The 18,681-nt window shown below is 55.3% G+C and carries 16 protein-coding genes and 2 tRNA genes; 13 read left to right on the top strand and 5 right to left on the bottom strand.

Annotation, left to right across the window (positions count from 1 at the left end; genetic code table 11):
* Positions 1 to 113: 113 nt before the first annotated feature.
* The 4 genes from PYR66_14470 (at position 114) to phoH (ending at position 4,713) form a co-directional block, all read left to right on the top strand.
* Positions 114 to 944 carry an FTR1 family protein gene (locus PYR66_14470; GenBank protein WEF26530.1) on the top strand — a complete coding sequence of 277 codons (831 nt, stop codon included), beginning with the start codon at positions 114 to 116 and terminating at the stop codon, positions 942 to 944.
* Between the two features lie 53 nt (positions 945 to 997).
* The gene (locus PYR66_14465; GenBank protein ID WEF26529.1) at positions 998 to 2,125 is read left to right on the top strand and encodes an iron uptake system protein EfeO; all 1,128 of its coding nucleotides are present in this window, start codon (positions 998 to 1,000) and stop codon (positions 2,123 to 2,125) included.
* A gap of 4 nt (positions 2,126 to 2,129) precedes the next feature.
* Positions 2,130 to 3,413, top strand: coding sequence for an iron uptake transporter deferrochelatase/peroxidase subunit (gene efeB, locus PYR66_14460; protein WEF26528.1), 1,284 nt, complete (start codon positions 2,130 to 2,132; stop codon positions 3,411 to 3,413).
* A 511-nt stretch (positions 3,414 to 3,924) separates the two neighbouring features.
* Entirely contained in the window at positions 3,925 to 4,713 is a 789-nt protein-coding gene (gene phoH / locus PYR66_14455; protein WEF26527.1) for a phosphate starvation-inducible protein PhoH, read from the top strand.
* Between the two features lie 465 nt (positions 4,714 to 5,178).
* Here phoH and PYR66_14450 read toward each other — a convergent pair.
* The 3 genes from PYR66_14450 to PYR66_14440 all read right to left on the bottom strand — a co-directional run bounded on the left by PYR66_14450 (position 5,179) and on the right by PYR66_14440 (position 6,970).
* A tRNA-Ser gene (locus PYR66_14450) sits at positions 5,179 to 5,266 on the bottom strand.
* A 146-nt stretch (positions 5,267 to 5,412) separates the two neighbouring features.
* On the bottom strand, positions 5,413 to 6,090 hold the full coding sequence (locus PYR66_14445) for an isochorismatase family protein (protein WEF26526.1): 678 nt from the start codon (positions 6,088 to 6,090) through the stop codon (positions 5,413 to 5,415).
* Positions 6,091 to 6,109: 19 nt separating this feature from the next.
* Positions 6,110 to 6,970 carry a pirin family protein gene (locus PYR66_14440; protein ID WEF26525.1) on the bottom strand — a complete coding sequence of 287 codons (861 nt, stop codon included), beginning with the start codon at positions 6,968 to 6,970 and terminating at the stop codon, positions 6,110 to 6,112.
* A 115-nt stretch (positions 6,971 to 7,085) separates the two neighbouring features.
* Between PYR66_14440 and PYR66_14435 the strand changes: the two genes are divergently transcribed.
* Positions 7,086 to 7,991: a LysR family transcriptional regulator gene (locus PYR66_14435; protein WEF26524.1), complete on the top strand. Its 906-nt coding sequence runs from the start codon at positions 7,086 to 7,088 to the stop codon at positions 7,989 to 7,991.
* A gap of 572 nt (positions 7,992 to 8,563) precedes the next feature.
* Here PYR66_14435 and PYR66_14430 read toward each other — a convergent pair.
* Positions 8,564 to 8,651, bottom strand: a tRNA-Ser gene (locus PYR66_14430).
* Between the two features lie 268 nt (positions 8,652 to 8,919).
* On the opposite strand from PYR66_14430, the gene ghrA reads away from it, so the two are divergent.
* The 6 genes from ghrA to ymdB all read left to right on the top strand — a co-directional run bounded on the left by ghrA (position 8,920) and on the right by ymdB (position 13,042).
* Complete coding sequence (gene ghrA / locus PYR66_14425) at positions 8,920 to 9,858, top strand: glyoxylate/hydroxypyruvate reductase GhrA (GenBank protein ID WEF26523.1); 939 nt, start codon at positions 8,920 to 8,922, stop codon at positions 9,856 to 9,858.
* 86 nt (positions 9,859 to 9,944) lie between these two features.
* Entirely contained in the window at positions 9,945 to 10,682 is a 738-nt protein-coding gene (locus PYR66_14420; GenBank protein WEF30458.1) for a phosphatase, read from the top strand.
* A gap of 23 nt (positions 10,683 to 10,705) precedes the next feature.
* Positions 10,706 to 11,260: a molecular chaperone gene (locus tag PYR66_14415; GenBank protein ID WEF26522.1), complete on the top strand. Its 555-nt coding sequence runs from the start codon at positions 10,706 to 10,708 to the stop codon at positions 11,258 to 11,260.
* A 102-nt stretch (positions 11,261 to 11,362) separates the two neighbouring features.
* Positions 11,363 to 11,845 carry a DUF1097 domain-containing protein gene (locus PYR66_14410; GenBank protein WEF26521.1) on the top strand — a complete coding sequence of 161 codons (483 nt, stop codon included), beginning with the start codon at positions 11,363 to 11,365 and terminating at the stop codon, positions 11,843 to 11,845.
* A gap of 280 nt (positions 11,846 to 12,125) precedes the next feature.
* Positions 12,126 to 12,431 (top strand): fimbrial assembly protein, encoded by a 306-nt coding sequence (locus PYR66_14405; GenBank protein WEF26520.1) that lies wholly within the window; start codon positions 12,126 to 12,128, stop codon positions 12,429 to 12,431.
* 89 nt (positions 12,432 to 12,520) lie between these two features.
* On the top strand, positions 12,521 to 13,042 hold the full coding sequence (gene ymdB / locus PYR66_14400; GenBank protein WEF26519.1) for an O-acetyl-ADP-ribose deacetylase: 522 nt from the start codon (positions 12,521 to 12,523) through the stop codon (positions 13,040 to 13,042).
* A gap of 117 nt (positions 13,043 to 13,159) precedes the next feature.
* Here ymdB and mdoC read toward each other — a convergent pair whose 3' ends face one another.
* The gene (gene mdoC / locus PYR66_14395; GenBank protein WEF26518.1) at positions 13,160 to 14,320 is read right to left on the bottom strand and encodes a glucans biosynthesis protein MdoC; all 1,161 of its coding nucleotides are present in this window, start codon (positions 14,318 to 14,320) and stop codon (positions 13,160 to 13,162) included.
* 252 nt (positions 14,321 to 14,572) lie between these two features.
* Here mdoC and mdoG point away from each other — a divergent pair, with 252 nt between their 5' ends.
* Both mdoG and mdoH read left to right on the top strand, forming a co-directional pair.
* Positions 14,573 to 16,126 carry a glucans biosynthesis protein MdoG gene (gene mdoG, locus PYR66_14390; GenBank protein ID WEF26517.1) on the top strand — a complete coding sequence of 518 codons (1,554 nt, stop codon included), beginning with the start codon at positions 14,573 to 14,575 and terminating at the stop codon, positions 16,124 to 16,126.
* The gene (gene mdoH / locus PYR66_14385; protein WEF26516.1) at positions 16,119 to 18,647 is read left to right on the top strand and encodes a glucans biosynthesis glucosyltransferase MdoH; all 2,529 of its coding nucleotides are present in this window, start codon (positions 16,119 to 16,121) and stop codon (positions 18,645 to 18,647) included. Before mdoG ends, mdoH begins: the two co-directional genes overlap by 8 nt.
* Positions 18,648 to 18,681 lie beyond the last annotated feature (34 nt).

Here is an 18,681-nt window from a genome sequence, read left to right as displayed (position 1 = left end):
CAATTCTCTAAACATTTTGCTTGTGTTTCTCATTGTTGTAATGATAATCACTATCAGAAATATTTACCTATCTTTGCATCCATTGACTGCGGTACACATTTAAGGGTTTCGGCATGTTTGTTCCATTTCTCATCATGTTACGCGAAGGGTTGGAAGCCGCGCTGATCGTTAGCCTGATCGCCAGCTATTTAAAACGAACCCAGCGCGGCAACTGGATCGGCGTAATGTGGATCGGCGTATTCCTCGCCGCGGCGTTGTGCCTTGGACTGGGGATTGTCATCAACGAAACCACCGGCGAATTCCCACAGCGTGAACAGGAGCTGTTTGAAGGCATCGTGGCGGTGATTGCGGTGTTTATCCTCACCTGGATGGTGTTCTGGATGCGCAAAGTGTCGCGCAACGTTAAGCAACAACTGGAGCAGGCGGTGGATAACGCCCTGCAGCGGGGTAATAACCACGGTTGGGCGCTGGTAATGATGGTGTTCTTTGCTGTCGCTCGCGAAGGACTGGAGTCGGTCTTCTTCCTGCTGGCGGCATTCCAGCAGGATGTCGGTATCTGGCCGCCGCTGGGCGCGATGCTGGGTCTGGCGACGGCGGTGGTGTTGGGCTTCCTGCTCTACTGGGGCGGTATTCGCCTGAATCTCGGCGTGTTCTTCAAGTGGACCAGCCTGTTTATCCTGCTGGTGGCGGCTGGTCTGGCCGCTGGGGCGATTCGCGCCTTCCATGAGGCCGGGCTGTGGAACTACTTCCAGGACGTCGCGTTCGATCTCAGCAACGTGGTGTCAACGCATACGCTGTTTGGCACGCTGCTGGAAGGGATATTTGGTTATCAGGAAACGCCAACCATCAGCGAAGTGGCGGTTTACCTGCTCTATTTAATTCCGGCGCTGGTGCTCTTCGCCTTGCCGCCGGGCAATAAAACGACAGCATCGCGGGCCGCTTAAGTCAGGCGCCGTGGGTTAATATAGTTACAACATACTTACAGAAAGGGATGGTCATGATGATTCATTTTCGCCGTAATGCGCTGCAGTTAGCCGTCGCTGCGCTATTCAGTTCTGCTTTTTACGCTCAGGCTGCCGATATTCCGCAGGTAAAAGTCACCGTCAATGACAAGCAGTGCGAACCGATGAACGTGACTGTCAAAGCGGGCAAAACCCAGTTCATCATTCAGAACCACAGCCAGAAAGCGCTGGAGTGGGAGATCCTCAAAGGGGTGATGGTGGTGGAAGAGCGCGAAAACATCGCGCCAGGGTTTACGCAAAAACTCACGGCCAATCTGCAGCCAGGTGAGTACGACATGACCTGCGGCTTGCTGACCAATCCAAAAGGTAAACTGATTGTGACCGGCGAAGCGGCTAAAGACGCCGCGAAAGCTGACGCGGTGCTGGGGCTTGGTGAAGCGATTACCGCCTACAAAGCTTATGTCACGGCGGAAACTGCCCAGCTGGTGACCGGCACCAAAGCCTTTACCGACGCGGTGAAAGCCGGCGATATTGAGAAAGCGAAAGGGCTGTACGCCTCGACGCGCCAACACTATGAGCGTATCGAACCGATTGCCGAACTGTTCTCCGATCTCGACGGCAGCATTGATGCTCGTGAAGATGATTTCGAGAAAAAAGCCGAAGATCCGAAATTCACCGGCTTCCACCGTCTGGAAAAAGCGCTGTTTGGCGACAATAGCGTCAAGGGCATGGAAAAATATGCCGACCAGTTGAATAGCGATGTGCTGGAACTGCAAAAACGGATCAGCGAATTGGCCTTCCCGCCATCGAAAGTCGTGGGCGGCGCGGCAGGGCTGATTGAAGAAGTGGCAGCCAGCAAAATCAGCGGTGAGGAAGATCGTTACAGCCACACCGATCTGTGGGACTTCCAGGCGAACATCGATGGCGCGCAGAAAATTGTCGATCTGCTGCGTCCACAGCTGCAAAAAGAGAACAGCGCGTTGTTGGCGAAAATTGATGCTAACTTCAAGAAAGTTGACGCTATCCTCAGCAAATACCGTACGAAAGACGGTTTCGAGACCTACGACAAACTGACCACCGCTGACCGCAATGCGCTGAAAGGGCCGATCACTACCCTGGCGGAAGATCTGGCCCAGCTGCGCGGGATTCTGGGTCTGGATTAATTTAATGACACAGCAGAAACCACACGACGTGAACGAGCCGTCACGTCGTCGCTTACTGAAAGGGATCGGCGCGCTGGGCGGCGCGCTGGCGATAACCGGCGGTTGCCCGGTGGCGCATGCGGCGAACGCGAAAAGCTCGCCGGGAACCCTGCCGCCGGATGCTCGTCAGGAAACGCAGCCATTTTATGGCCTGCATCAGGCAGGTATCCTGACGCCGCAGCAGGCGTCAATGATGCTGGTTGCCTTCGATGTCCTTGCGGCGGATAAAGGCGATCTCGAACGCCTGTTCCGGCTGTTAACGCAACGCATTGCTTTCCTGAGCAAAGGCGGCCAGGCGCCGGATACGCCGAACCCACGCTTGCCGCCCATGGATTCGGGGATCTTAGGTCCGTGGATCGCACCAGATAACCTGACAATGACCGTTTCGGTTGGCCATTCGCTGTTCGACGAGCGTTTTGGCCTGGCGGATAAAGCGCCGAAAAAACTGCAGCCAATGACCCGTTTCCCCAACGATTCGCTGGATGCCGCGCTGTGCCATGGCGATCTGCTACTGCAAATTTGCGCCAATACCCAGGATACGGTGATTCACGCGCTGCGCGATATCATTAAACACACGCCGGACCTGCTGAGCGTGCGCTGGAAACGAGAAGGGTTTATCTCGGATAGCGCCGCGCGTAGCAAAGGCAAAGAGACGCCAATCAACTTGTTGGGCTTTAAAGACGGCACCGCAAACCCGGCAAGCCACGATAACGCGCTGATGAATAAGGTAGTGTGGGTCACGGCCGATCAGGGCGAACCGGCCTGGGCTATCGGCGGCAGCTATCAGGCGGCGCGTATCATTCAGTTCCATGTCGAATTTTGGGATCGTACGCCACTGAAAGAGCAGCAGACGATCTTTGGCCGCGATAAGCACTCCGGCGCGCCGCTGGGGATGAAAAATGAACATGATACGCCGGATTACAGCCGCGATCCGAACGGCGAGGTGATTGCTCTCGATAGCCATATTCGCCTGGCAAACCCACGAACGCCGGAAACGCAGTCCAGTCTGATGATACGCCGCGGCTACAGCTATTCATTGGGGGTGACCAACTCCGGACAACTGGATATGGGTCTGTTGTTCGTTTGCTATCAGCACGATCTGCAAAAGGGTTTCCTGACGGTGCAAAAGCGGCTCAACGGTGAGGCGCTGGAGGAATACGTCAAACCGATTGGCGGCGGTTATTTCTTTGTATTACCGGGTGCTATCAACGATCAGCACTACCTTGGACAATCGTTGCTACAAGCCTGACACGCATCCTGCCCCTCATGGGCAGGGCGTTTTCTGCTGTTTTTCTCTTTTTTATTATATTTCCTGCCATGTGTTATATTTCTGTAATACAAATGACGGATAGTTCTCAGCAACTGCTTGAGAAATATTTGTTGCGTTAATGTAAAAAATAAGTTGCATTAAGAATCTTTTTTGATGTACTTATTACATACGCGGTAGTTCCCGGCAGTGATGTCGCTCACTATGGAGATCGCGAATGGTAAGGTCCCGTACCGGACAACGTAAAACCACATCCCGTACTTTCCAGCACGGAGGCCCAGCTTCCGGCAGCGATTTCCTCTCTGTAATCCCAGCTTCTTCTACGACTAATAACACTAACCCTGGCAGGGTACGCGGTGCGCGTAGCCGCGACTTATTGTCCATTCAACCGGCAAGCAATGGCTTACAAGGAAGCCAAACCTCAATCGTTTGTGCGCATAATCGCGTTGATCTTGACGCGTGTGATGTAAACCAACAACGCAAGGTGCTATCCATGGGAAGACAAAAAGCAGTGATCAAAGCTCGTCGTGAGGCAAAACGTGTGCTGAGACGGGATTCGCGTAGCCATAAGCAACGTGAAGAAGAATCGGTCACATCGCTTGTGCAAATGAGTGGCGTAGAATCCATCGGCATGGCGCGGGATAGCCGCGATGCTTCGCCGATTGAGGCGCGCAATGACGCTCAGGCGCATTATTTGAATGCCATCGACAATAAACAGCTGATTTTCGCCACCGGCGAAGCCGGGTGCGGGAAGACCTGGATCAGCGCGGCTAAAGCAGCTGAAGCCCTGATCCATAAGGATGTGGACAGAATTATTGTTACCCGTCCCGTTCTGCAGGCCGACGAAGATCTCGGCTTCTTACCGGGAGATATCGCCGAGAAATTCGCTCCCTATTTCCGCCCGGTTTATGACGTACTGGTGAAAAGGTTGGGTGCTTCCTTTATGCAATACTGCCTGCGCCCGGAAATCGGCAAGGTGGAAATCGCGCCGTTCGCCTATATGCGCGGACGTACCTTTGAAAACGCGGTGGTGATTCTGGATGAGGCTCAGAACGTGACCGCAGCGCAAATGAAAATGTTTTTGACCCGCCTCGGGGAGAACGTCACGGTGATCGTCAATGGTGATATTACCCAGTGTGATTTACCTTCTGGCGTAAAATCAGGCCTGAGCGATGCGCTGTCGCGTTTTGAAGAAGACGAGATGGTCGGCATTGTGCGCTTTACCACCGATGACTGCGTGCGCTCCATGCTCTGTCAGCGGACGCTGAAAGCCTATTATTAAGCGTTAGATAGTGTGCAAGGCCCGGGATATCCCGGGCCTTGTTGTTTTTGGGTATTATCCCGGCGGTGCTGCGCCTGGCCGGACTACCAGGCGGGTGCGGTTTGGTAGCCCGGGCGAGGTACTTATGCCGACCCTATTTTCCCGGCGGCGCTGCGCTTGGCCGGGCTACCAGGCGGGTGCGGTTTGGTAGCCCGGGCGAGGCATTTATGCCGACCCCGGGAATGTCTACGAGGCAACATGCGAAAAAAAAGCCCGTACTTTCGTACGAGCTTTCATCTTGAATATGGCGGTGAGGGGGGGATTGACTCGCTGCGCTCGCCCCTGCGGGGCAGCCCGCTTACTGCGTTCGCGGTCTGTCCAACTGGCTGCGCCAGTTGTCGAACCCCGGTCGGGGGTTCTCGTCCCCCCAACGGAGAATATAAAAGAAAAGAGCCCGTACTTTCGTACGAGCTCTCATCTCGAATATGGCGGTGAGGGGGGGATTCGAACCCCCGATACGTTGCCGTATACACACTTTCCAGGCGTGCTCCTTCAGCCACTCGGACACCTCACCATATTGTTTTGCTGCTCACCTTGGGTGGGCAACGGGGCGCTACTATAGGGAGTTGAGCTAAAACGGTCAAGCATATTTTTTTCTTTCTTTACCGTTCGGTTAAGCAATGAACACTGCCCCGCCGTAAACACGGCGGGGCTGCTTTTTTAACGCTGAGAGTCCAGCTTTTCGCTGTTCTTCACGACGTCCTGCGCTTTGGCATAGCTTTCGATCAGCAACTGATATGCCGGGAACACTTTGGTGTAAACCTCGGCCCACTCGGCCGCGTCCGGACGGTTCCAGGTGCGCTGTAGCTCGGAGGCCACCGCCGCGGTATCCATAGGCACTACGCCGGCCTGCACCACGCGAGCCAGAGTGATCTCCTGCGCCATCTTGCTATAGGTACCGGAGGCGTCGATCACCGCAAACACTTTATAACCATCGGCGACGGCGGCGATAGCCGGGAAGGCCATGCAGACGCTGGTAATGGTGCCGGCGATGATTAAGGTTTTACGACCGGTCGCTTTCACCGCCGCCACAAAATCCGGGTTATCCCAGGCGTTGATCTCGCCTTTACGCGCAATGTACTTCGCATGCGGCGCATTCTCATGGATTTCCGGGATCAGCGGGCCGTTCGGGCCTTGCGGCACGGAAGCGGTCGTGATCACCGGGATCCCTGCAAGCGAAGCCATTTTTGCCAGCGCGGCGGCACGGGCGCGCAGCTCCGGCATCGGCATATCGCCAACGGTCTGGAACAGGCCGCTTTGGTGGTCAATCAACAGCATCGCGGTATCGTTAACATCAATCACCGGACGAGAACCGTTAAAGTTAGCTGGAGTAGACATATTCTTCACCTCAATTACGTTAGATTTGGCCAAAACGGCCGCTATTAAAATCGCGAATCGCTTCGGCGATTTGCGTTTTGGTATTCATCACAAACGGGCCGTAGCCTACGATCGGCTCCTGAAGCGGCTCGCCGGACATCAGCAGAATTTTGGCATCACTGCCTGCCTCCAGATGGAAGGCATCGCCTTTTTGGCTTAGCACGACCAACTGGCCTTCACGTGCGCGTTCCGCGCCGTTGACGGTGACTTCTCCTTCAAGCACCACCAACGCGGTGCTCCAACCTTCCGGCTGACGCAGCGTGACATCACAGCCCTGATTGAGCTGCATATCCCAGACGTTCAGCGGCGAAAAGGTATGCGCGGGGCCAGCGACATCGCCGTAATGCCCGGCAATGACTCTGACTTTTCCTGCATTATTTTCCAGCACCGCTTCCGGAATGACGTCAGCGGTGATGCTCTGATAGCCCGGCGTGGTCATTTTGTCTTTTGCTGGCAGATTGACCCACAGCTGCATCATCTTCAGTTCACCGCCGGAGCGGGTGAAGGCTTCCGAGTGGAACTCTTCATGCAGGATCCCGGCGCCTGCCGTCATCCACTGCACATCGCCGGGGCCGATAACGCCGCCTCTGCCGGTCGAATCACGGTGCTCAACTTCCCCGGAGTAGACGATGGTGACGGTTTCGAATCCGCGATGCGGATGTTCGCCGACGCCGCGTTTACCGTTGCCCGCAGGGAAAGTGTGCGGACCGGCGTAGTCAAGCAGTAAAAAGGGGCTCAGCTGTTCGCCGTGCGATTGGTAAGAGAACATTGAGCGAACCGGGAAACCGTCGCCAACCCAGTGCTGCGAAGGCGCGGTATAGACTCCAGTAATCTGTTTCATGGTTATCTCCTGCATGTCTGTATCTGATGTGAGTAAGCTTATATCCGGGGCTAATATTCCGGTAGACAGTGAAAATGACCTATACTGTTCTAAAAATGGAACGATGGAGAAAAGGATGCAGGACCTCAATGACTTAGCCTGGTTTGTGCAGGTGGTGGATCACGGCGGCTTTGCCGCCGCTGGCCGAGCCTTGGATCAGCCAAAATCCAAACTGAGTCGCCGTATTGCGCAACTGGAAGAACGCTTGGGCGTACGCCTGATTCAACGAACGACTCGCCAGTTTGCGGTCACGGAAGTGGGGCAGACCTTCTATCAACACTGTAAGGCGATGTTGATCGAAGCCGAGGCGGCGCAGCAGGCGGTGGAAACCCTGCAGTCTGAGCCGCGTGGTAGCGTCAAGCTCACCTGTCCGGTGACTTTATTGCATGCCCACGTCGGCCCGATGCTGGCGCGTTTTATGGTGCGCTACCCCGGCGTGACGTTGCATCTGGAAGCGACGAACCGACGGGTGGATGTGGTGGGCGAGGGGGTCGACGTGGCAATCCGTGTGCGGCCAAGACCGTTCGAGGATAGCGACCTGGTGATGCGGGTGCTGGCGGATCGCGGGCATCGGCTGGTCGCCAGTCCGGATCTGATCGCTCGCCTTGGGCGCCCGCAGGCACCGGCAGAATTAAGCGCCTGGCCGGGGTTGAGCATCGGTGCGGGCAAGCATCAGCATAAATGGCAACTGACCGGGCCGGATGGCGCGCGAGCCGAGGTTTACTTTACGCCGAGGATGGTGACCAGCGATATGCTGGCACTGCGTGAGGCGGCGATAGCGGGCGTTGGCGTGGTTCAGCTTCCTTTATTAATGGTGCGCGATCAGTTGGCGTCGGGGGAGTTGGCGATTGTGCTTGATGAGTGGCAGCCGCGACGTGAAGTCATTCACGCGGTATTTGCCTCACGGCGCGGATTGTTACCCTCGGTCAGAGCGCTGGTGGATTACCTCAGCGAAGAGTATCAACGGATGGAAGAGGATTAGTCCGTGGGTTACGTGTCCATGCGGTCCGGTAGCCCGGGCGAGGCATTTATGCCGAGCCTATTTTCCCGGCGGCGCTGCGCTTGGCCGGGCTACCAAGCGGGTGCGGTTCGGTAGCCCGGGCGGGGCATTTATGCCGACCCCGGGAATGTCTACGAGGCAACATGCGAAAAAAAAGCCCGTACTTTCGTACGAGCTCTTATCTTGAATATGGCGGTGAGGGGGGATTGACTCGCTGCGCTCGCCCCTGCGGGGCAGCCCGCTTACTGCCGTTCGCGGTCTGTCCAACTGGCTGCGCCAGTTGTCGAACCCCGGTCGGGGGTTCTCGTCCCCCCCAACGGAGAATATAAAAGAAAAGAGCCCGTACTTTCGTACGAGCTCTCATCTTGAATATGGCGGTGAGGGGGGGATTGACTCGCTGTGCTCGCCCCTGCGGGGCAGCCCGCTTACTGCGTTCGCGGTCTGTCCAACTGGCTGCGCCAGTTGTCGAACCCCGGTCGGGGGTTCTCGTCCCCCCCAACGGAGAATATAAAAGAAAAGAGCCCGTACTTTCGTACGAGCTCTCATCTCGAATATGGCGGTGAGGGGGGGATTCGAACCCCCGATACGTTGCCGTATACACACTTTCCAGGCGTGCTCCTTCAGCCACTCGGACACCTCACCATATTGTCTTTCCCGTTGTTGCCGGGAACGGGCGCTAATGTAGGGAAATACGTATCTCTCGTCAATCAACTTTTTAAAAAAAAGATGTGTTTAGCCAAACTTCAAGCAACTTGCTTCTTAAACGCGCGAGAATCGATTTTTTTGTCGCCATTCTCTTTATTCCTCGATAGCAAAGCGAAATTTGTTATGCTGGCAAACCAATACAAAACAATGAGTAAAACACGACGCACACCTCAACCTGCTAACGCGTCAGCAATCAGGAGTCATTATGGAGATTATTTTTTACCATCCGACGTTCGACACCCCGTACTGGATTGCAGAGCTGGAAAAATATCTGCCGGGAGCGCGCGTTCGTGAGTGGAAACCGGGCGACAATCAACCTGCCGATTACGCGCTGGTTTGGCATCCTCCGGTCGAGATGCTGCAAGGACGTGAACTGAAAGCGGTCTTTGCCCTCGGCGCTGGCGTAGATTCCATTCTGAGTAAACTGCGTGAACACCCGGAAATGCTGCCGCTCTCGATTCCGCTATTCCGCCTTGAAGACACCGGCATGGGCCTGCAGATGCAGGAATATGCGGTAAGCCAGGTGCTGCATTGGTTCCGACGCTTTGACGACTATCAGGCGCTGAAACAGGCATCCCGCTGGCAGCCGCTGGCGGAATACCACCGCGAAGATTTCACCATCGGTATCATGGGGGCGGGTGTGCTGGGCGGTAAAGTGGCGGAAAGCCTGCTGAGCTGGGGCTTCCCGCTGCGCAGTTGGAGCCGCAGCCGTAAGTCCTGGCCACAGGTACGGAGCTTCGCCGGCCAGGAAGAACTGGGCGAATTCCTGCGTGAAACCCGTGTGCTGATCAACCTGCTGCCGAATACGGCGGAAACCGTCGGCATCATCAACCAACCACTCCTTTCGCAGTTGCCTGATAACAGCTATGTACTGAACCTCGCGCGCGGCGTACATATTGTCGAGCAGGATCTACTGGCGGCGCTCGATAGCGGCAAGTTGAAAGGGGCGATGCTGGATGTCTTTAGCCGCGAGCCGCTACCGCAAGAGAGCCCGTTATGGGCACATCCGCGCGTAGCGATGACGCCGCATATTGCCGCCATCACTCGCCCGGAGGAGGCGATAGCTTATATTGCCGGCACCATAAGCCAACTGGAACGCGGTGAAGCGGTCAGCGGCCAGGTCGATCGCCAGCGCGGCTACTAGTCGAAAAACCCCGCTATGGCGGGGTTTTTACTGATCATCGCTGCCGATACCTGCTATTCTTGCCACAAATAGAGGAGGAGATTGTGATGTATCCTGTTGACCTGCATATGCATACCGTCGCCAGCACCCACGCTTACAGCACTTTGCATGACTATATTGCTGAGGCTAAACGTAAAGGTATTCGGCTTTTTGCGATAACCGATCACGGCCCGGATATGGCGGATGCCCCGCATTACTGGCATTTCGTCAATATGCGTATCTGGCCACGGTTAGTTGATGGCGTCGGCATCTTGCGCGGTATTGAAGCCAATATCAAAAATACGCAAGGTGAAATCGACTGCACTGGACCAATGCTGACTTCGCTGGATCTGATCATTGCCGGTTTTCATGAGCCGGTATTCCCGCCGCAGGACAAAGCCACCCATACTGAAGCGATGATCGCCGCTATCGCCAGCGGCGCGGTGCATATTATTAGTCATCCGGGCAATCCGAAGTTCCCGATCGATATTCCGGCTGTCGCCGCGGCGGCGGCGAAGCACCATGTCGCGCTGGAAATTAATAACTCTTCTTTCCTCTCTTCGCGGGTTGGTAGCGAAGATAACTGCCGGGCGATCGCCGCCGCCGTGCGCGACGCGGGCGGCTGGGTCGCGCTGGGATCGGACTCGCACACCGCCTTTACGCTGGGTGAGTTCGCAGAATGTCGCAAGATCCTCGATGCGGTGAATTTCCCGGAAGAGCGGATCCTTAACGTCACCCCGCGTCGGCTACTGGATTTCCTTGAATCGCGTGGGATGCCTGCGATTACAGAATTTGCTGACCTTTAATTTGAATAACTGGAACTAACTGCATGAACGAATTTTCAATCCTCTGTCGCGTACTGGGTTCGCTGTACTACCGTCAGCCGCAGGATCCGCTGCTGGTGCCACTGTTCACCCTGATCCGCGATGGCAAACTGGCCGCCAGCTGGCCGCTGGAACAGGATGAGTTGCTGGAGCGCTTGCAAAAGAGCTGTGATACCCAGCCGCTGGCGGCGGATTACAATGTGCTGTTCGTCGGTGATGAATGCGCCGTTGCGCCTTATCGCAGCGTGTGGGTTGAAGGTGCTACAGAAGCGGAAGTGCGCGGTTTCCTGACCACTCACGGTATCCCGACGGGCGAAGGGCCGACGGATCATATCGGATCTTTACTGCTGGCCGCATCCTGGCTTGAGGATCATGCCACGGAAGACGAAAGCGAAACGCTGGAAACGCTGTTTGCCGATTACATTTTACCGTGGTGCGGTACCTTCCTTGGTAAAGTCGAAGCGCATGCGCAAACCCCTTTCTGGCGTACCATGGCGCCGCTGACGCGCGAAGCTATTTCTGCCATGTGGGATGAGTTGCAGGAAGAAAACGACGAATAAATGTGATTTAAATCACCTTATTTGTGAAACAGCAAATTCACGCATTCATTTTGTGTGCGTTGGATCGCATTTGACGGCCGCGTATCTGCTATGATACGCGGCATGAACATACTCTTCGCAATCGCATTAACGACGGGCATTCTCTCCGGTATTTGGGGATGGGTGGCGGTCGCTCTCGGCCTGCTGAGCTGGGCCGGCTTCCTTGGCTGCACGGCCTATTTCGCCTGCCCGCAAGGCGGCCTGAAAGGGCTGTTGATTTCTGCCTGCACGGTCATGAGCGGCGTGATTTGGGCGCTGGTGATTATTTACGGCAGCGCGCTGGCCCCGCAGTTGGAAATTCTCAGCTACATGATGACCGGCATCGTCGCGTTCCTGATGTGCATCCAGGCTCGTCAACTGCTGCTCTCTTTTGTTCCTGGAACCTTTATCGGCGCCTGCGCGACCTTTGCCGCCAACGGCGACTGGCGCATCGTGGTGCCGTCATTGGCGCTGGGGCTGGTCTTCGGCTACGCCATGAAAAACAGCGGGTTGTGGCTGGCGGCGCGAGCACAGAAAAGTAAATCTCTGGCTAGCGATAACGGCTAATCCGCAAGCGCATCTTTACGATGACAGGCGTTCATTGCCTGTCATTGACAACATGAAACCCCCTCAGCTTCAACCCCTCATCGATTGTTTTTTCCTCTTAATGCGGACATTCTGAGCAAACAAACCATAATAGTTTGATACCGTTTGCAAAAATGGAGAGAAAAAAGTATCTACAGGTACTTCATATATATACTTATTTTGTATGTAGTTGCTGGTATTCAACTGCGCTCAAGGATGATTTGTAAGGTTTTTTTTGACCGTTACGCAGAGGGGTTTTGCCGTGAAAAACATGAATGGCGTACTACTTGCTACCGTTTGTTTCCTTCCCGCTTTATTGACATTTTCGCCGATCGCTAACGCTGCGAATGGTGTGATCCGTTTCCACGGCGGCGTAGTTGAGCCGCCTTGTCAAATCCGTTCCTCTGAAGCCCAGGTTTCGATGGTCTGCGCTAAGCAAAAGCCAGTGACCCTATCTGCCCGGCAGGTGGCAAGTGGGGATCTGCAACATGCTAATATCAAATCTACGCAATTAACCTACATTAATCCGCAGCACACCAACGCTATCCTCGAAGTGAATTATCGCTAATAACCGGCCCTCAGGCTTTCGCCTCGGGGGCTATCATGCCATATTAGCAATCAATCTGAGTATTAAGACGTTTGCCGACAGGAGGGGAAATGGTTGTTCAACCTGAGGTGGTTCTCGGCGATATTACGACGTTGCAAGTGGATGTGATTGTTAATGCGGCGAACCCATCGTTATTGGGAGGCGGCGGCGTTGATGGGGCGATCCATCGCGCGGCGGGTCCGGAGTTGCTGGCTGCCTGTAAAATAGTTCGTCAGCAGCAGGGCGAATGTCCGCCGGGTCATGCTGTGATCACCAGCGCCGGAAATCTGCCGGCTAGCGCGGTCATCCATGCGGTTGGTCCCGTCTGGCACGGCGGCGGCGAGCAAGAAGCGGAGCTACTGGCGGATGCCTACCGCAACAGTTTGCAACTGGCTTCGGCGAATAACTACCGTTCTATCGCTTTCCCGGCTATCAGCACTGGGGTTTATGGCTATCCAAAACAGGCGGCGGCGGAAATCGCGGTACAAACGGTTAATGCCTTCCTCACGCGTTACAACCCGCTGGAACAGGTGTATTTCGTCTGTTTCGATAACGAAACGGCGGAGATCTATAAGCGGTTATTGCAGGCATAGTGCCGATTTACAGTGAACGGCTGTCATGGATATCACAACGACAAGGAGCTTCGTCGGTAAAGAAGAGATAATCGAAGCCAACCGACACCGGTAGTACGCGCTGCCGGTGTCGGTTGGTTAACTCACTGATACCGGCGCTTTAGCCGGTTTTTGCTGTGGTTTACCAGAGAACAGGAAGCGTAGTAGCGGAATACGTAAATGGATTTCGTACAGCACCAGCGCAATCCCCACCACGAACACCAGTCCGGTGATAAACCCTAATGCGTTGGATTTGATAACCGGCGTGATCCACGCACCGTATAGCAGAGTCAGCGGATGATGCACCAGGTAGATAAACAGCGAGGCATTAACAAAGTAGGTTACCCGCGCAGACTGGAAATTAAGCAGGCGGTGGCCGAGTGAGAACACGACGTTCACCATCCACAACCCCAGCACCATCGTTATGACCGATTCGGTTTCATACATCCAGCCATCACCAGAACCGTACTGCTGGTTAAGCCGGTAGGCTATAAAGCCCAGCAACGAGCCAATAAAGCACCACGGCGAGGAAGTCGTGAACATCGCTTTCAGCCGCGGGTTGATAAAGGTTTGCGCGCCGAGAATAAAGAATGGCAGGTAGAACAGGGTCTGCATCACGACAAAGTTAAACAACCCGTTGCTGAGAATCGGCGGATAAACGATGAAAAGGGTGCGGCGGATAATTGCATATAACACGCCAAACCCAAGAAAAATAAGCGATAACTGGCTTAGCGTGACGTTGTCACCAAAGCGGGCGACCTGCGTTTTCCGGCGATTGCCCAGCCACTTAAACAGCACCACGCCGGCGGTGGTGAGCACCACTAATACCAGCAAAAACCACAGGTGGGAGATGAGCTCCCAGGCCAGGGTGTTGAATTTGTCATAACCGGAGAGGGTATGCCAGTTCTCCGCTTTACCATTGACATACTGCAGCATCAGGAACTGCGGCAGGGTCAGCAGCGGAATGGCGGTGAGCATGGGGATGCCGACGCGCTCTACGCGTACCTTCCACCATTTCTTCAGCGGATAGCGCAGAAACAGCATGTAGGAGAAATAGCCGGAAATAACAAAGAAGACCTGCATGCGGAAGGCGTGGATAAAATCGTTGAACAGCGTCAGACCCCAGGAGGGTTCCAGGCTATTCACGTGCCAGCTATGGCTGGAATAGATAAGCGAGATATGAAACGGGATCCCCAACAGCATCAGCCAGGCGCGGATGCTATCGAAGAAATATTCACGTTCTACTGGAGCTTTATTCATAAATTCACAACAATCTCAGACAATTCGTCTTATCACTCAGGGCGATAACGGTTACATTCACAGCAACCCTACATGAACTCAGGGTATCTGTCTCCAGGATAAGTACGCAAAGTACAATATGGGACCGTTAACTGTTTATTCCCTGGGCCGCTAAGCTGAACAAAACAGGGATTATGTTGTCGGATTGCCTGAGTTTCCATTAAAATAGATCGGATCGATTTAAGCACACAAAGGGGGAAGTGCTTACTTACTATGAAACATAAACCACAGATGATGAAAATGCGTTGGTTAAGCGCAGCCGTAATGTTGTCCCTGTGTACCTCATCTGCATGGGCATTCAGCATTGATGACGTAGCAAAACAGGCGAAAACGTTAGCCGGGAAAGGCTATGAAGCGCCGAAAAGTAACCTGCCCTCCGCCTTCCGCGATATGAAATATGCGGATTACCAGCAAATCCAGTTCAATCACGATAAAGCCTACTGGAATAACCTGAAGACCCCGTTTAAGCTCGAATTTTACCATCAGGGCATGTATTTCGACACGCCGGTCGCCATTAATGAAGTGACCAGCACCAGCGTGCGCAAAATTAAATATAGCCCGGATTATTTTAATTTTGGCAACGTCCAGCACGATAAAGACACGGTGAAAGACCTTGGTTTCGCCGGTTTCAAAGTTCTGTATCCGATCAATAGCAAAGACAAGAATGACGAAATCGTCAGCATGCTCGGAGCCAGCTATTTCCGCGTTCTCGGTCAGGGGCAGGTGTATGGCTTGTCCGCTCGTGGCCTGGCTATCGACACTGCGCTGCCATCAGGCGAAGAGTTCCCGCGTTTTCGCGAGTTCTGGATTGAGCGTCCGAAAGCGACCGATAAACGCTTAACCATCTATGCGCTGTTGGATTCTCCGCGTGCGACCGGCGCTTATCGCTTTGTGATCATGCCGGGCCGCGACACCGTTGTCGATGTGCAGTCTAAAGTCTATCTGCGCGATAAAGTCGGCAAGCTGGGCATTGCGCCGCTGACCAGTATGTTTTTGTTTGGGCCGAATCTGCCGTCGCCGACCACCAACTACCGTCCGGCGCTGCATGACTCTAACGGCCTGTCGATGCTTGCCGGCAACGGCGAGTGGATCTGGCGTCCGCTGAACAACCCGAAACATCTGGCTGTCAGCAGCTATGCGATGGAAAACCCGCAGGGCTTTGGTCTGTTGCAGCGTGGCCGTCAGTTCTCCCGCTTTGAAGATCTCGACGATCGCTACGACCTGCGTCCAAGCGCGTGGATCACCCCGAAAGGCGACTGGGGCAAAGGTAAAGTCGAACTGGTTGAAATCCCAACCAATGATGAAACCAACGATAACATCGTCACTTACTGGACCCCGGATCAGTTGCCGGAGCCGGGTAAAGAGATGAACTTCAAATACTCCATTACCTTCACCCGTGATGAAGACAAGCTGCATGCGCCTGACAGCGCTTATGTGGTGCAGACTCGCCGTTCAACCGGCGACGTGAAGCAGTCGAATCTCATTCGTCAGCCTGATGGCACCATTGCTTTCGTCGTTGATTTCACCGGCGCTGACATGAAAAAAATGGCGGCGGATACCCCGGTAACGGCGCAGGCGAGTATCGGCGACAACGCTGAGATCGTGGAAAACTCCGTGCGCTATAACCCGATTATCAAAGGCTGGCGTATGACCCTGCGCGTCAAAGTGAAAGATCCGAAGAAAACCACGGAAATGCGCGCGGCGCTGGTCAATGGCGATCAGACGCTGAGCGAAACCTGGAGCTATCAGCTGCCTGCCAATGAATAAGATAACGAACTACATCGACGCATTGCCGCTGTCGGATGCAGAAAAGGCCGCTTTGCCTGATGCGAGCCTGCAGGCCGTGCACGAAGCGCTGGACGCTGAGCATCATCATTTTCCGCGCGATGAAGACTCCCCGTTGGGGTCGGTAAAAGCGCGCCTGGAGCATAGCTGGCCGGACTCTCTGGCCGGTGATCAGTTGGTGAAAGATGATGAAGGGCGCACGCAACTGCATGCGATGCCGAAAGCGAAACGCTCCTCGATGATCCCCGATCCGTGGCGTACCAACCCGGTTGGCCGTTTCTGGGATCGCCTGCGCGGTCGCGATGTCACGCCGCGCTACCTGTCCCGCCTGACGCAAGAAGAGCGGGAAAGCGAACAGAAATGGCGTACCGTCGGCACCATTCGGCGTTACATTTTGCTGCTGCTGACGCTGGCGCAAACGGTGGTTGCCACCTGGTACATGAAGACCATCCTGCCTTATCAGGGCTGGGCGCTGATCAATCCATCCGATATGGTTGGCCAGGATCTGTGGATCTCCTTTATGCAACTGCTGCCGTATGTGCTGCAGAGCGGCATCCTGATCCTGTTCGCGGTGCTCTTTTGTTGGGTCTCGGCTGGTTTCTGGACCGCGCTGATGGGCTTCCTCCAGCTCCTGATCGGCCGTGACAAGTACAGTATTTCGGCTTCCACCGTTGGCGATGAGCCGCTGAACCCGGAACACCGGACGGCGCTGATCATGCCTATCTGTAACGAAGACGTTGACCGCGTGTTCGCGGGCCTGCGCGCGACCTGGGAGTCGGTGAAAGCGACGGGCAATGCCGAGCATTTTGATGTCTACGTGCTGAGCGACAGCTACGATCCGGATATCTGCGTCGCTGAACAGAAGGCCTGGATGGAACTGATTGCCGAAGTTCAGGGCGAAGGTCAGATCTTCTATCGTCGTCGTCGTCGTCGCGTGAAGCGTAAAAGCGGCAACATCGATGATTTCTGCCGTCGCTGGGGTAGCCAGTACAGCTATATGGTGGTGCTCGACGCTGACTCGGTCATGACCGGTGAGTGTCTGAGCGGCCTGGTACGCCTGATGGAAGCGAATCCGAACGCCGGGATTATCCAGTCTTCGCCGCGCGCTTCCGGTATGGACACCCTGTACGCGCGCTGCCAGCAGTTTGCGACTCGCGTCTATGGTCCGCTGTTTACCGCCGGTCTGCACTTCTGGCAACTGGGGGAATCGCACTACTGGGGTCACAACGCCATTATCCGCGTGAAGCCATTCATCGAACACTGTGCGCTGGCGCCGCTGCCGGGTGAGGGTAACTTTGCCGGTTCGATTCTGTCGCATGACTTCGTCGAAGCCGCGCTGATGCGCCGCGCTGGATGGGGCGTGTGGATCGCCTACGATCTGCCGGGTTCTTATGAAGAGTTGCCGCCGAACCTGCTGGATGAACTGAAACGTGACCGTCGTTGGTGCCAGGGTAACCTGATGAACTTCCGTCTGTTCCTGGTCAAAGGGATGCACCCGGTACACCGTGCGGTGTTCCTGACCGGCGTCATGTCGTATCTATCGGCGCCGCTGTGGTTTATGTTCCTGGCGCTGTCGACGGCGCTACAGGTGGTGCATGCTCTGACGGAGCCGCAGTACTTCCTGCAGCCGCGGCAGTTGTTCCCGGTGTGGCCGCAGTGGCGCCCGGAACTGGCTATCGCGCTGTTTGCCTCGACCATGGTGCTGCTGTTCCTGCCGAAGCTGCTGAGTATCATTCTGGTGTGGTGCAAAGGGCCGAAAGAGTATGGCGGATTTTGCCGCGTCACGCTCTCCCTGCTGCTGGAGGTACTGTTCTCGGTGCTGCTGGCGCCGGTGCGCATGCTGTTCCATACCGTGTTTGTGGTCAGCGCGTTCCTCGGTTGGGAAGTGGTGTGGAATTCGCCGCAGCGCGATGATGACTCGACGCCATGGGGCGAAGCCTTTATGCGTCACGGCTCGCAGATGCTGCTGGGCCTGGTGTGGGCGGTTGGCATGGCGTGGCTGGATCTGCGTTTCCTGTTCTGGCTGGCGCCGATCGTGGTTTCGCTGATCCTCTCCCCGTTTGTATCGGCGATTTCCAGCCGCGCGACGGTCGGTCTGCGTACTAAACGCTGCAAGCTGTTCCTGATCCCGGAAGAGTATTCGCCACCGCAGGTGCTGAAAGATACCGATGCTTACCTGACGATGAACCGTCAACGTTCGCTGGATGATGGCTTTATGCACGCGGTGTTCAATCCGTCGTTTAACGCCCTGGCGACCGCAATGGCAACGGCGCGTCACCGTCACGGCCATATTCTCGATATCGCCCGTGAACGCCATGTCGAGCAGGCGCTGAATGAAACGCCGGACAAACTTAACCGCGACCGTCGTCTGGTGCTGTTGAGCGATCCGGTAACGCTGTCGCATCTGCACTATCGCGTGTGGAACGCCCCGGAGAAATACTCCTCCTGGGTCGGCGCTTACCAGCAACTCACACTGAATCCGCTGGCGTTAAAAACGAAGTAAGCCGTACGTTAAGGAAAATACCGGCAAGTGTGCC

The sequence above is a fragment of the Klebsiella aerogenes genome (assembly GCA_029027985.1).
In the GTDB taxonomy this organism is placed as follows: domain Bacteria; phylum Pseudomonadota; class Gammaproteobacteria; order Enterobacterales; family Enterobacteriaceae; genus Klebsiella; species Klebsiella aerogenes_A.
Note: the sequence above shows the minus strand (reverse complement) of the source record. Positions and strands in the feature narration are given on the sequence as shown.

Bases quoted from the DNA above. Each gene is read 5' to 3' on its own strand.
- PYR66_14470 (WEF26530.1), top strand. From the start codon at position 114: ATGTTTGTTCCATTTCTCATCATGTTACGCGAAGGGTTGGAAGCCGCG.
- PYR66_14465 (WEF26529.1), top strand. From the start codon at position 998: ATGATGATTCATTTTCGCCGTAATGCGCTGCAGTTAGCCGTCGCTGCG.
- efeB (WEF26528.1), top strand. From the start codon at position 2,130: ATGACACAGCAGAAACCACACGACGTGAACGAGCCGTCACGTCGTCGC.
- phoH (WEF26527.1), top strand. From the start codon at position 3,925: ATGGGAAGACAAAAAGCAGTGATCAAAGCTCGTCGTGAGGCAAAACGT.
- PYR66_14445 (WEF26526.1), bottom strand. From the start codon at position 6,090: ATGTCTACTCCAGCTAACTTTAACGGTTCTCGTCCGGTGATTGATGTT.
- PYR66_14440 (WEF26525.1), bottom strand. From the start codon at position 6,970: ATGAAACAGATTACTGGAGTCTATACCGCGCCTTCGCAGCACTGGGTT.
- PYR66_14435 (WEF26524.1), top strand. From the start codon at position 7,086: ATGCAGGACCTCAATGACTTAGCCTGGTTTGTGCAGGTGGTGGATCAC.
- ghrA (WEF26523.1), top strand. From the start codon at position 8,920: ATGGAGATTATTTTTTACCATCCGACGTTCGACACCCCGTACTGGATT.
- PYR66_14420 (WEF30458.1), top strand. From the start codon at position 9,945: ATGTATCCTGTTGACCTGCATATGCATACCGTCGCCAGCACCCACGCT.
- PYR66_14415 (WEF26522.1), top strand. From the start codon at position 10,706: ATGAACGAATTTTCAATCCTCTGTCGCGTACTGGGTTCGCTGTACTAC.
- PYR66_14410 (WEF26521.1), top strand. From the start codon at position 11,363: ATGAACATACTCTTCGCAATCGCATTAACGACGGGCATTCTCTCCGGT.
- ymdB (WEF26519.1), top strand. From the start codon at position 12,521: ATGGTTGTTCAACCTGAGGTGGTTCTCGGCGATATTACGACGTTGCAA.
- mdoC (WEF26518.1), bottom strand. From the start codon at position 14,320: ATGAATAAAGCTCCAGTAGAACGTGAATATTTCTTCGATAGCATCCGC.
- mdoG (WEF26517.1), top strand. From the start codon at position 14,573: ATGAAACATAAACCACAGATGATGAAAATGCGTTGGTTAAGCGCAGCC.
- mdoH (WEF26516.1), top strand. From the start codon at position 16,119: ATGAATAAGATAACGAACTACATCGACGCATTGCCGCTGTCGGATGCA.